Source organism: Serratia sp. CY82433 (assembly GCF_052166535.1).
GTDB lineage: Bacteria > Pseudomonadota > Gammaproteobacteria > Enterobacterales > Enterobacteriaceae > Serratia > Serratia sarumanii.
Map to the genome: position 1 here is coordinate 186,136 of NZ_JBJNOR010000006.1, position 12,993 is coordinate 199,128.

Consider the following 12,993-nt stretch of genomic DNA (forward strand, 5'->3'; position numbering starts at 1 on the left):
TTGATATTGATCTTAATCAATTATTTTTATTGTTTCACTTTAATTTGTGGATATTTATAAGGTTTTAATCTAGTTGTTTGTGATTGATTGTTAACTTTATTGGTGTCTGATATGCAAGGTTTAATGTTATCTTTCCGCCGAATAGCATTGTTTGGTTTTCTGGTTTATAGCGGGGCATGCTATGCGGCGTTGACCGGTGAAGGTAGCGTTACGGATCCGACCAATGAATTTGATGATATAAATATTCAGGATCCCAATTGCGATGAACGTGCCACGGAGAAGTATTCGGCTAACAGAGATAGGTATGCCATGTTCACGATGTGCGAAAAGTATGTCGATGGGAAGATGGTTTTAATTTTATGGGTGAACAAGTATCAGGATTATAGTTCGGGCTTTTGGTATGACTGGGAAGATCCTTATAAACTGAGCATGCTGGTCGGGATAAAACATGATGAAACAGGGAGAGAAAGTCAGCAGCTCTTTCAGTTATATGGATTTGGCAGAGATAAGCGCTTCGTCAAGGTGATACCAACACCAAGGTCTGGGAGATATACGTTTACGCTCAACGCGACCGTACATGCTGATAAAATAGGCAGCGCTAATGATATCTATGTTCGTTTAAGTAAGGAAGTAAACATCGACCCTGATGGTGCTGAAACCTTAATGAAGCTAAATGATGAAATAGAGAAGCATAAAGATGAACCGTTTGCTTATATTTTTGATAAAGACCATCAAATACCCATGCGCTCAAACGTTGATAGATATTATGCCAATAATCAAAATGGCGTGTTGTTGGTGATTCCTGATGTGAGAAAACGAGTGCCGTCATTGCTTCTGGATATGAAAAAAAGGACGTCGTTGCGCTGTGAGATGAATAACAATGCGGTAACGGATGACGGGAGGCGGCAATCATCTGAAATTTATTATCCGGTTGGCGCATGGGGGCGGTTAGCTTTCCCTGACATTGTGCTAAACGTTAATTATTTTGATATCAGGGCGCAAAGAAACGGTACTACCTGGCTGAGTAATGGCTGTGCAACGCCGCTTGGTATGTATTATGACAATATTAGCGGTGGTTCAACACAGCCTGAGCAAGAAACCAGTGATTATTTCCCTGGGCTGCGCCATTTTGTTGATGAGCATAATAAAGCCGCGCCGGTTGACACATTTTTTTGGGAAATGAATCAACCTGGAGTTCCGTTGCATATTGTAATAAATACCGATCGTTTCAGCAGAGAGGCTACGAATTACGCTAATAAGCTAACTAATATGAGAGGCCAATTTGTGGGCTTTTCCGGTACCTCGTTGATTCCACGGCGTGATGATGGTCCGGAAGGGCAGCCGGATAATGGGCCAGCCCAAACGACCCGGATTGCCCTGGGTTACCATAACCAGCAGGATCGTCTTTATATTTTTCACGGCGGTGCTTACCGTGACGGCATTGACCGTGGGGATCTGACCGCGTTGTTCCGGGCATTGGAGGCCAAGGTAGCGATAGAACTGGACGGCGGCGGCTCCGCCGCCTTAGTGATTAAGGACGGCGCGGCGAAATGGGGGGGCGGCGAGTTACCCAAGAGCAGTTGTTCTAACTCTGGCGCCTGGTGTTCGCCGATAAAACAACCTGACGGCAATGCCCGCCCTGTACCTTCCTGGTTGGGAATTGAGCTGAGCCAGCCCTGAGCAGTGAATCGAATCCCGGATGGCGCCGCCCATCCGGGAGCACGCTATCAGTTTAGCGAGAATTCAGGTGCGGCAGAAATCATATACAATCCATAGGCGCGCAGCGCATCACGATAGATACCCAGTTTGCGTTTCCCTTCGAATTTCATTTCTTCTTCGGAGGCGTCAGGGGCTGCGACGGTAGTGATGTCATAATGTTCCCCTTTGGCCAGAGCGAGGGATTGTAAAATGACATGGCATCTGCGCACATGGGTTGCGGAACTGACGATGACAATGTTATTTCGTTTTTCTTGTTTGATGATGTAACGCGAATAAATAAAATTTTCTACGGTATCTGTCGCGTAGTTTTCGGCAATTATCCGGTTTTCATCTATGCCTTGGTGAATCAGCCATTGCTTCATTTCGATGCCTTCGCTTTTATCATGTTTCGGCACGCCGCCTGTTACGACAATTTTAGCCTCAGGCAGCATTTTAGCCATGGCTAAGGTTTTTTCCAGCCGGTCGATCAAGATGCTATCCATGGTACCATCTTCTTTTAATGCATAACCCAAGGTGATAATTAGTGCTGGGTTGTTTTTGTTATAGCCGGCGGGAAGTTTTTCCGCTATTGGCATGGCTAATTGCTCGTTGATATTACCGATTATTGTCGCCACATCTTTTGCTCGTTGCTCACTGATTTTCTTTAGGGCTGACATTTCATTGGTAAATGGTTGCCCCAGATAGTGTTTGTACATCACCAGATAGGTCAGCGCATCAATATCACCACCGGTTTGGGTATTTATTCTGGCATAGACGTCTAGTGCCTTATGAATATCTCCTTGCAGTATGTAGGTATTTCCCAGGCTAAATAGGACATCCAAGCGTTGTGGCGCACTCTGGTGAGCCGAGGATAATGCATTTTCCAGTTTTTCCAGGTTATAAATCTCATAGGCGTTTTTCGCACTTAAGAGGAATTGATGTGTTGTGTTACGCGCATTAATGGCCGACGCCGTTGTGAATGACGTATTTTTACCATAGACGGGGGCGTTGCTTATCAACATTAAGAATAAGACATAAACTATCTTTTTCATTTATGATATTCCTTTATATATATTTGATGGTGATGCTTGAGCGCTGAGTGAGTGAAAATGATAAGTGAACAGCCGCCGGTAGGGCTGCGCTGTTTCTCATTAATCGGAGTTTTCAAATATAAGGAGTGTTGGCATTTTATACAATGCCCATTTAATTATGTTCCGTCACAGCGCGGATTGGAAATGAAACTCGGTTATGCCACCGGCCCAGGGCGCGTTGGCCCAGCTTATGGAAAAGAGGAGAGAATAAAAAATGCCGGCCAGGTAGAAGCGGCCGGCATTTATCTAAGGAGAGGGGCATTATCAGTCAACGACGATGAATTCAGCCCTGTGTGCGGATCAGTGCGTCACGTGGCCGTGGCTGCGGTGCTTGGTCACGAAGCCCAGCAGCAGGCACATCACGAACACCGCCAAATACAGGCCGTTGGCGGTGGTCAGCGCCGCGTGCGCGCCGCCTTTCGCCACGATCGGGCCGGTAACCACGAAGGTCAACATGGTGCCGATGGTGCCGCAGGTCAGGATAAAGTTGACCAGCTTCGGCGAGGAGACCTTGGTCTGCAGCGAGCCGAGGGTGATCAGCGTGGTGTAGATGGCGCTGGAAACGAAGCCCAGGGCCATGATGTAGTAGCCCAGGTGCTCCGGGTTGTCGGTGCTGACGAACAGGTACATCGCGCCGGTAGCCAGTGCGGCCAGCACGGTCACGATGCGCTGCAGATCGAAGAAGCGCAGGATGAAGCTGAACACCCACATGCCGACCATGTAAGAGGTCCAGAAGTCGCTCACCAGCTTACCGGCCTGGCCGATGTCCATGTTGAACGACTTGGTGGCGTACTCAGGCACCCACTGAATGAAGCCCAGCTGGCCGAGAATGTAGCACAGCGCGGCGATCGACAGGAACAGCACGCCGATGCCCCATTTTTCTTTCTCGACCGGCTGGCCGGCGTCGGCGCCTTTCTTGCCCAGCACCGGGAATTCGGAGCACAGGGTCAGCACGAAGATCCCCACGTACAGCAGGCCGATGCAGGCATAAACCCAGTACCAGCCGATATGGCGGGCCAGCAGCATCGCGGCGACGATCGGGAAGATCATCCCGGCCATGCTGAAGAAGGAGTCGGTGAACAACAGGCGCGAACCACGCTGGCGGCCGGCATACATGTGGGTGATCAGGAAGGTGCCGATCGACATGGTGATACCGCTAACCACGCCGAGGATAAACATGCACAGCGAGAACATGGTCAGGCTCTTGCCGAGCATCAGCCCGGCGACCGCCAGCACCATCAGGACAAAGCCGAAGATCAGTTGACGCTTCAGCGGGATGATTTCCATCAGCCAGGCATTGAGGAAGATCGAAATCAAAATACCGGCGTTGAGGAAAGTAAAGGTGTTGCTCATGCTGGAAACCGGCAGGTTAAAGTACTCTGCAATGTTTCCCATCACCATCCCTGTGACGATCACTAAAGCACCGGTCAGCGCGTACGAAAAGAAGCTGATCCAGGTAAGCCGTATGCGGTTACTGTCATTCATTGTATAGGCCTGAATATGTCTGTTAGAGGTTTTAACGCTGGCATAAGGCCGCTGGCTTTTCCTGGCAAACGCAGAAAAAAGTCCCGATCAGGCCACCAGGGGGCGGATCCTAGCACAGACAACGGGATTTTTTGTGATGGCTGTCGATTTTTTGATGTAACCCATGAAGGGCCGGTGTGCATTATTGTGACCTATTTGCGTACCGTCACAACGGAATCACGGTTGACGATCGTCGGCTCAAACCGGTGCGCCGGGGTGGCGGGGTCGATCAACCTGCGCGCCGCGTATTGGGCCATCTCGCTGATGGGAAAATGTACGCTGCTCAACGCCGGGCGCACGAAAGGCGCGCGTTCGCCGCTGTCGTAGCAGATCAAGGAGATATCCTGCGGCACCCGCAGGCGGTGTTCGTTGATCGCCAGCAGCGCGCCGATCGCCATCTCTTCGTTGCAGCAGTAGATGGCGCTGGGCCGCGCGGCTTGCCGCAGCAGCCGATCGGCGCAGCGGTAACCGCTTTCCAGATCGTAGACGCCCTCCAGGCAGGCCACCGGCTCGATATTCGCCGCCTGCATCGCCTCTTCAAACCCCTGCAGCCGCAGGCGGCTCGACGGGCGTTCACGCGGGCCGCTGATACAGGCGATGCGCCGGTGCCCGGCATCGAGCAGCTGCTGCGTCGCCATGCGGCTGGCGAGCGGGTGATCGAAGGTGACGCAGCGGTCTTCCAGCCCCGGTACCAGACGATCGAGCAACACGAAATCACGTTGCTCCGCCGCCAATTGGCGCAGCCGATCGTCGCTGAGAAAACGCACGTGCAGGATCACGCCGTCGCAGCGCAGGCTAAATAGCCGCTGCACCGCCTGCCATTCGTTTTCGGCGCTGTTGCGGCCCTGGGTCACCAGCAGCTGTTTGCCGTGGGATTCGGCCTCGGTCTGCACGAAGTCCATCAGCGCGCCGAAAAAGCCGCCGCGGTACGAGGTGGTGACCAGCCCAAGGGTATTGCTGTGGCTGGAGGCGAGCGCGCGGGCCGCCGGGTTGGGGGTGTAACCGAGCTGGGCAACGGCGCGTTCAACCTTCTCGCGGGTCGGCGCCTTGACGTTGCTGTCGCCGTTCACCACGCGCGATACGGTGGCGCGCGAAACGCCCGCCAGCGCCGCGACATCTTCCAGTGTCACCATCGTCCCACTCCTGAATTACGGCTAAAAAAATGGGTTCGGCGCGCCGAACCCCTGTCTGGCTGCGTATAGCCGCTTACCTGAACTGCGGTAAATACGGCGCGTTTATCGTCAACACTTCTTCCAGCAGCGGCTGCGCCAGGTTGGCGTTGCCCACCAACGGGTTGGCGATCAGCGCCAGCAACCCGCTGCGGCGATCGCCGTGCACCGCCGCCTCGATGGTCAGGCGTTCGTAGGCTTTCACCTGCTGCGTCAGGGCCTGCATCGGCTCTGGCAGCGGGCCGAAGGTCAGCGGGTGCGCGCCCTGAGCATCAACGATACAGTTGATTTCTATCACAGCATCGTCCGGCAGGCCATGGATAGCGCCGCGGTTTGCGGTGTTGACCACTAATTGCGTGCCGAGATTATTATGGATAGCACGAATCAGCTCCAGCGCAACTTCGGAATAGAAAGAACCGCCGCGGAAGCTGAGCTGCTCCGGTTTCGTGTTCAGCTGCGGATCGGCATACAGCTCGAACAGCTCTTTCTCCACCTGCATCACCTGCTCGGCGCGGGTGCCGCGCTCGCCGGCGGCGGCCATCTCTTCCGCCAGCATCTCGCGGGTCTGGTAAAAATAGCGGTGGTAGGGGCAGGGGATGGCGCCGAGCGCGCGCAGGAAGTCCGGCTGCCAGGGCTCTTCCTTGATGTTGTTCATGGTCAGCGCCGCGCCGTCGCACAGCATGTCGATCACCTTGGCGGTGACGTCGCGCCCCTGCTGCGTGACCTGATGCACCCAGACCATGTGGTTCAGGCCGGCGAAGCGCAGCTGCACGTCGGCGTAAGGCGCCTGCAGCATGTTGGCGATCATGTGATGCATGCTGATCGGCACGTTGCACAGGCCGATGATCTTCGCTTTGGTAAAGCGGGACACCGCCTCGGTGACGATGCCGGCCGGGTTGGTGAAGTTGATGATCCAGGCGTCCGGCGCCAGTTTTTCCACCCGGCGAGCGATGTCCAGCATCACCGGGATGGTGCGCAGCGCCTTGGCGAAGCCGCCGACGCCGGTGGTCTCCTGGCCGAGCAGCTGGTATTTCAGGCCCAGCCGTTCGTCGGCGGCGCGCGCCGGCAGTTGCCCGACGCGGAACTGGGTCAGCACGAAGGCGGCGCCGCGAATGGCGTCGTCCAGTGCGAAGTGCACGCTGACCTTCACCTGCTCCAGCCCGTGGCGCGCCAGCATGCGGCGGGTCAGGGCGGCGATGGTTTCCACTTTTTGCCGGCCCGGTTCGACGTCCACCAGCGCCAGCTCGGTGACCGGCAGCTCCTCAATGCGCTGGATCAGCCCATCGACCAGCTCGGGAGTGTAGCTGCTGCCGCCGCCGATCACGGCGATTTTGAGTGCGCTCATGGGCGGCCCTCCGTCTGCGACTGACGGCGATAGAGCTCGATCATGTCGTCGGCCAGATCCTGGATCACCATGGCGTTCATCAGATGATCCTGCGCATGCACGGTGATCAGGTTGATCGCCAGTTTGCCGCAGCCTTCGTCCAGGCCGATCAGCTCGGTCTGGATCAGGTGTGCTTTCTTCACCCACTCTTTGGACTCAGCCATGTGCTTGGCCGCGGCGGCGAAGTCGCCGGCGCGCGCTTGCCGCAGCGCCGTCAACGCATTGCTGCGCGCGCTGCCGGAGAACACCAGCAGTTCCATGATGGTGCTTTCAAACTCGGGGCTGACTTCAGTCATCAGTTCACTCACGTCATTTCTCCAGGGGTTGCGCGGCGCCGCCGCCGTGGGATGCTTCAGTATCCGCTCTTTTTATAATGAGAGCGCTCTCATTTATATAGAGTAACGGCAATGCGTGTGCAAACTGGGAGGCAGATCGCAAAAATCAACCCAGGGCGGCGCGGGGCAAAAAATGCGTGATGCGGTTGGCAAAAAAGCCTTCTGCGCCCATACTTTCCGCAGCAAAATTCAGGGCCGCCTAGGATATGTCCCGTAATTGGGTAAATATAGGTAAATGGCTGGTACTTGCCGATACAGCTCTTTAGAATCAAAGCGCTTTTCCGTTGTTTGTCTCTCAGAGAAAGGACCCGTTAATGTTCAAACGTACTTTAGTGACCTTCGTCGCGCTGTGTTCCCTCACAGCGATGGCGCCAGCCGCACTCGCCGCCGGTGAGACCCACGTCATGCTGACGACCTCGGCGGGGAATATCGAGTTGGCGCTCGACAGCCAGAAGGCACCGGTTTCCACCCAGAACTTCGTCGATTACGTGAACAGCGGGTACTACAACAACACCATTTTCCATCGCGTGATCCCGGGCTTTATGATCCAGGGCGGCGGTTTCACCGCTGACATGCAGCAAAAATCCACCAAGGCGCCGATCAAGAACGAAGCCGACAACGGCTTGCGCAACCTGCGCGGCACCATCTCGATGGCGCGCACCGCCGACAAGGACAGCGCCACCAGCCAGTTCTTCCTGAACGTGGCGGATAACGCCTTCCTGGATCACGGCCAGCGTGACTTCGGCTACGCGGTGTTCGGCAAAGTGGTGAAAGGCATGGACGTGGTGGACAAAATTGCCCAGGTGCCAACCGGCAACGTCGGCCCTTACCAGAATGTGCCGACCAAACCGGTGGTGATTCTGTCGGCCAAGGTGCTGCCGTAAGTTTTTTGGCCGATCCCGTTGGGGTCGGCCGCTCCTTCCTCTCGAAGCCTTGCCTTCATCACTGTTTTCTCCCGCGCCTCATGCTCTAATCTGCAGACAATAATCAGACCGGAAATCCGGCGTTCGCCCTTTGTTGTCTCTGGATGAGTTGCTGCCATGTATGAATTTAACCAGGTGCTGTTGCTGTTGCAGCAGATGTGCGTCTATCTCGTTATCGCCTATCTGCTGAGCAAAACCCCGCTGTTCATCCCGCTGATGCAGGTGACCATCCGCCTGCCGCACAAGCTGCTGTGCTACGTGATCTTCTCGGTGTTCTGCATCATGGGCACCTATTTCGGGCTGCACATTCAGGATTCGATCGCCAACACCCGCGCGATAGGCGCGGTCCTGGGCGGTCTGCTGGGCGGGCCGTCGGTGGGCTTTCTGGTCGGGCTGACCGGCGGCCTGCACCGGTATACGCTCGGCGGCATGACCGACGTGGCCTGCGCGATCTCCACGGTGTCGGAAGGCCTGGTCGGCGGCATCGTACACAGCATCGCCATGCGCCGCGGGCGCATCGAGCTGCTGTTCAATCCGCTGTTTGTCGGCGGCGTGGCGCTGGTGGCGGAAGTGCTGCAGATGGCGATCATCCTGGCGGTGGCGCGCCCCTACGACGAAGCGTTGCAGCTGGTGGAGCACATCGCGCTGCCGATGATGATCGCCAATACCGTCGGTGCGGCGATGTTCATGCAAATCCTGCTGGATCGGCGCGCGATGTTCGAAAAATACACCAGCGCCTTCTCTTCCAAGGCGCTGAAGATCGCCGAGCGCACCGAGGGCATCCTGCGGCAGGGCTTCGATCAGGAGAACAGCATGAAGGTCGCCCGGGTGATCTATCAGGAGCTGGGCATCGGCGCGGTGGCGATCACCGATCGCGACAAGCTGCTGGCGTTTATCGGCATCGGCGACGACCACCACCTGCCGGGCACGCCGATCGCCTCGGTGCATTCGCATCGCGCCATCGACAACAACGAGGTGGTGTACGCCGACGGCAATCAGCTCTCTTACTGCTGCTCGATCAATCCGGCCTGCAAGCTGGGATCGACGCTGGTGATCCCGCTGCGCGGCGAAAATCAGCGGGTGATCGGCACCATCAAGCTGTATGAGCCGAAAAGCCAGCTGTTCAGCACCATCAACCGTACGCTGGGCGAAGGCATCGCCAGCCTACTGTCGGCGCAGATCATGGCCGGACAGTACGAGCGCCACAAGCAGCTGCTGGCGCAGTCGGAGATCAAGCTGCTGCATGCGCAGGTCAATCCGCATTTCCTGTTCAATGCCTTGAATACCCTGGTGGCGGTGATCCGCCGCGATGGCGAACGCGCCTGCGATCTGGTGCAGTCTCTCTCGACCTTCTTTCGTAAAAACCTCAAACGCTCGGATGACGAAGTCAGCCTGGCGGACGAGATTGAACACGTGAACGCCTACCTGCAGATCGAGAAAGCGCGCTTCGCCGATCGGCTGGAGATCGCGGTATCGCTGCCGGAGGCGCTGTTGGCGGTGCGGCTGCCGGCGTTCTCGCTGCAGCCGATCGTCGAGAACGCCATCAAGCATGGCACCTCGCATCTGCTGGGCGTGGGCCGCATCGAAATCGGCGCCTGCTGCGAAGGGGAGCATCTGCTGCTGCAGGTGACGGACAACGCCGGGCTGTTCCAGCCGAAACCGAACTGCAGCGGGCTGGGGATGAACCTGGTGGATAAACGCATTCGCGTGCGCTACGGCGAAGGCTATGGCGTGCAGGTGGATTGCCGACCGGACGCCTACACCCGCATTACGCTCAATGTTCCCATGGAGAGGGCCGCCTGATGTTAAACGCACTGATTGTTGACGATGAACCTTCCGCGCGCGACAACCTGCGCCACCTGCTGGAAGCTGAAGCGGGGATCGCGATTATCGGCGAGTGCGCCAACGCCATCGAAGCCATCAGCCAGATCCACCGGCTGCAGCCGGACGTGGTGTTTCTCGATATCCAGATGCCGCGCATCAGCGGGCTGGAAATGGTCGGCATGCTGGATCCCAACCGCATGCCGCACATCGTGTTTCTGACCGCCTACGACGAATACGCGGTGCAGGCGTTCGAGGAGCACGCCTTCGACTACCTGTTGAAGCCGGCGGAGCCGAAGCGGCTGAGCAAGACGCTGCAACGCCTGCGGCAGCGCAGTGCGCCGCAGGACGTGACGGCGCTGGAAGAGAGCGCCGGTTACCTGAAATACATTCCCTGCACCGGCCACAGCCGCATCTATCTGCTGCGCTTCGACGAAGTGCTGGCGATCCGCTCCAAACTGAGCGGGGTCTTCGTGGTGCGCAGCGACGGCATGGAGTGTTTCACCGAGCTGACGCTGCGCACGCTGGAAAGCCGCACGCCGCTGGTGCGCTGCCATCGGCAGTATCTGGTCAATCTGGAGCAGGTGCGCGAGATCCGCTTCGAAGAGGGAGGCGCGGCGGAGATGATCATGTCGGCCGGCGATCCGGTGCCGGTCAGCCGGCGCTATTTGAAGACGCTGAAGGAGCAACTGGGGCTGCGGGGGTGACTATGCCGGCGGCCACCGACGGCGAGTATGCACGATGACCAATACGATGACGCGTTGAGCCGCCCATTCATAGGCCAGCAAATAGGACGGGGAGATGACCAGCTCGCGCGTACCGGCTATCCGCCCCGTTTTCCCGCTGGCGGGATGATGCACGAGGCGTGCCGCCGCGTCAGCGATTTTTGCATCATTTTCTGCGGCGGCGGCCGGATTTTTAAGTTCCAACCATTCATAAATCGCCAGACGATCGGCGATGGCGGGTTCCGTCCATGTCAGTTTCACAAAAGTCCTTTTGTGTTTTATCGCGTTGATTTGGCTCTGCGTTCGGCGAAATAAGCGGCCACCTCTTCATCGTCGGCGAATTTGCCTTCACGCAACGCCTTGCGGCTTACCTCGACCTTTTCCTTTAACCACTGGTTGTACTCTTCCTGTTGCGCCTGGCGGCTGACAAACTCGCGCATGAAATCACGCAGCAGTTGCGAAGCCGTGCGATCGGCGGCCTTTGCCGCGCTGGCGAAAGCGGTTTTTAACTCTTCATCCACGCGGATTACCACGGTAGATTCAGACATGGTATTTACCTCGTATATACAGCGTAATGCTCACTATAGCACTGGTGCTTTATTGTTCAAGCAAAGGCGCTTTGACGCTAAGCGCAATCTGAATTCATCAGGCCCCGACGGCACCCATTTTGTTTGTCCTTGACGGGGTTACGCGGCGCTTATAGCTTTATTGCATCCACAGGCGCGTTTCGCGCCGCGTCAGCGTCAAAGGAACAGAAAATGAGTGAACCACGGATTATCGCCAAAGCGATGAAAGACGGAAAACCGGAGCAGGATCTGGTGATTTTGCCGGCGTTGGCCAACCGCCACGGGCTGATCACCGGGGCAACCGGCACCGGCAAGACGGTGACGCTGCAGAAAATGGCCGAACAGTTCTCGCGCATCGGCGTGCCGGTGTTCCTGGCGGACGTGAAGGGCGATCTGTCCGGCATCGGCGCCGAGGGCGTGCCTTCCGAGAAACTGCAGGCGCGCCTGGCGGCGATCGGCGTCAGCGACTGGCAGCCGCAGGCCTGCACCATTATCCCGTGGGATATTTACGGTGAAAAGGGGCACCCGATCCGCGCCACGATTTCCGATCTCGGGCCGCTGCTGCTGGGGCGCTTGTTGGATCTGAACGAGGTGCAAAGCGGCGTGCTGCAGCTGGTGTTCAAGATCGCCGATGACAACGCGCTGCTGTTGCTGGACATGAAGGATCTGCGCACCATGCTGCAGTTCGTCGGCGACAACGCCAAACAATTCCAGACCCAGTACGGCAATATCTCTGCCGCGTCGATCGGTGCCATTCAGCGCGGGTTGCTGACGCTGGAAGAGCAGGGCGCCGACCAGTTCTTCGGCGAGCCGATGCTCGACATCAACGATCTGATGAAAACCGACGCCAACGGCCACGGCGTGATCAACCTGCTGGCGGCGGACAAGCTGATCAATCAGCCGAAGCTGTATTCGGTGTTCCTGCTGTGGCTGCTGGCTGAGCTGTTCGAGCACCTGCCGGAAGTGGGCGACCCTGAACAGCCGAAGCTGGTGTTCTTCTTCGATGAGGCGCACCTGCTGTTCAACGACGCGCCGGCGGCGCTGCTGACCAAGATCGAACAGGTGGTGCGCCTGATCCGCTCCAAAGGCGTCGGCATTTACTTTGTCACCCAGAACCCGCTGGACATCCCGGACAGCGTGCTGGGCCAGTTGGGCAACCGCGTGCAGCATGCGCTGCGCGCCTTCACGCCGCGCGATCAGAAGGCGGTGAAGACGGCGGCGCAAACCCTGCGCGCCAATCCAGCCTTCGATGCCGAAACGGCGATCACCGAGCTGGGCGTGGGTGAAGCGCTGGTGTCATTCCTCGACGAGAAGGGCCGGCCGAATGTGGTGGAGCGGGCGATGGTGATCGCGCCGGAATCCAAAATGGGCATGCTCGGCGCGGAAGGGCTGAACAGCGCGATCAACAAGTCGCCGCTGTATGGCCGCTATGAGGATATGATCGACCGCGAATCCGCCTACGAGAAGCTGTCGTCGGGCGGTTTTGCCACCGTCGGCACCCCGCAGCAGGGGCAGCAACCGCAGGCGCAACAGCAACAACAGCAGGCGGGTGGCGGCCTGATGGACGGCTTGAACGAGCTGTTGTTCGGTTCCACCGGCCCGCGCGGCGGCAAGCGCGACGGCATTGTCCAGACCGCCGCCAAGAGCATGGCGCGCGATCTCGGCCGCCAGATCCTGCGCGGCGTGCTGGGCTCGATCACCGGCGGCCGTAAAAAGTAAGCGGAAATTATCGTCGGCAGCGGCGGGTTAAATCAGTA

At 57.3% G+C, this 12,993-nt stretch carries 12 protein-coding genes; 5 read left to right on the forward strand and 7 right to left on the reverse strand.

What is annotated here, in order from left to right:
- The first annotated feature begins 111 nt into the window (after positions 1–111).
- Entirely contained in the window at positions 112–1,680 is a 1,569-nt protein-coding gene (locus ACJ8PI_RS21715) for a phosphodiester glycosidase family protein (protein WP_080352753.1), read from the forward strand.
- A gap of 47 nt (positions 1,681–1,727) precedes the next feature.
- On the opposite strand, the gene ACJ8PI_RS21720 is transcribed toward ACJ8PI_RS21715, so the two are convergent.
- The 5 genes from ACJ8PI_RS21720 to ACJ8PI_RS21740 all read right to left on the reverse strand — a co-directional run bounded on the left by ACJ8PI_RS21720 (position 1,728) and on the right by ACJ8PI_RS21740 (position 7,162).
- Positions 1,728–2,750 carry a YdcF family protein gene (locus ACJ8PI_RS21720; protein WP_049213863.1) on the reverse strand — a complete coding sequence of 341 codons (1,023 nt, stop codon included), beginning with the start codon at positions 2,748–2,750 and terminating at the stop codon, positions 1,728–1,730.
- A gap of 339 nt (positions 2,751–3,089) precedes the next feature.
- On the reverse strand, positions 3,090–4,274 hold the full coding sequence (tsgA, locus tag ACJ8PI_RS21725) for an MFS transporter TsgA (protein ID WP_033636290.1): 1,185 nt from the start codon (positions 4,272–4,274) through the stop codon (positions 3,090–3,092).
- A gap of 191 nt (positions 4,275–4,465) precedes the next feature.
- Positions 4,466–5,446, reverse strand: a complete 981-nt coding sequence (locus ACJ8PI_RS21730; RefSeq protein WP_039569200.1) for a LacI family DNA-binding transcriptional regulator — start codon at positions 5,444–5,446, stop codon at positions 4,466–4,468.
- Positions 5,447–5,519: 73 nt separating this feature from the next.
- A complete protein-coding gene (locus ACJ8PI_RS21735; RefSeq protein WP_033649315.1) occupies positions 5,520–6,827 on the reverse strand; it encodes a 6-phospho-beta-glucosidase in 1,308 nt (435 codons plus the stop codon).
- Positions 6,824–7,162: a PTS lactose/cellobiose transporter subunit IIA gene (locus ACJ8PI_RS21740; protein ID WP_033638609.1), complete on the reverse strand. Its 339-nt coding sequence runs from the start codon at positions 7,160–7,162 to the stop codon at positions 6,824–6,826. The genes ACJ8PI_RS21735 and ACJ8PI_RS21740 overlap by 4 nt, the downstream gene beginning before the upstream one ends.
- 353 nt (positions 7,163–7,515) lie before the next feature.
- Here ACJ8PI_RS21740 and ppiA point away from each other — a divergent pair, with 353 nt between their 5' ends.
- The 3 genes from ppiA (at position 7,516) to btsR (ending at position 10,652) form a co-directional block, all read left to right on the forward strand.
- Positions 7,516–8,085 (forward strand): peptidylprolyl isomerase A, encoded by a 570-nt coding sequence (gene ppiA, locus ACJ8PI_RS21745; RefSeq protein WP_033636286.1) that lies wholly within the window; start codon positions 7,516–7,518, stop codon positions 8,083–8,085.
- Positions 8,086–8,241: 156 nt separating this feature from the next.
- Complete coding sequence (locus tag ACJ8PI_RS21750) at positions 8,242–9,927, forward strand: sensor histidine kinase (RefSeq protein WP_033636285.1); 1,686 nt, start codon at positions 8,242–8,244, stop codon at positions 9,925–9,927.
- Complete coding sequence (gene btsR, locus ACJ8PI_RS21755; RefSeq protein WP_033654861.1) at positions 9,927–10,652, forward strand: two-component system response regulator BtsR; 726 nt, start codon at positions 9,927–9,929, stop codon at positions 10,650–10,652. Before ACJ8PI_RS21750 ends, btsR begins: the two co-directional genes overlap by 1 nt.
- Here the strand turns inward: btsR and ACJ8PI_RS21760 are convergent, their stop codons facing one another.
- The gene (locus ACJ8PI_RS21760) at positions 10,653–10,931 is read right to left on the reverse strand and encodes a type II toxin-antitoxin system RelE/ParE family toxin (protein ID WP_060427174.1); all 279 of its coding nucleotides are present in this window, start codon (positions 10,929–10,931) and stop codon (positions 10,653–10,655) included.
- Positions 10,932–10,948: 17 nt separating this feature from the next.
- A complete protein-coding gene (locus ACJ8PI_RS21765) occupies positions 10,949–11,218 on the reverse strand; it encodes a hypothetical protein (RefSeq protein WP_033654862.1) in 270 nt (89 codons plus the stop codon).
- A 210-nt stretch (positions 11,219–11,428) separates the two neighbouring features.
- On the opposite strand from ACJ8PI_RS21765, the gene ACJ8PI_RS21770 reads away from it, so the two are divergent.
- Positions 11,429–12,955, forward strand: coding sequence for a helicase HerA-like domain-containing protein (locus ACJ8PI_RS21770; RefSeq protein ID WP_039569209.1), 1,527 nt, complete (start codon positions 11,429–11,431; stop codon positions 12,953–12,955).
- The last annotated feature ends 38 nt before the right edge of the window (positions 12,956–12,993 follow it).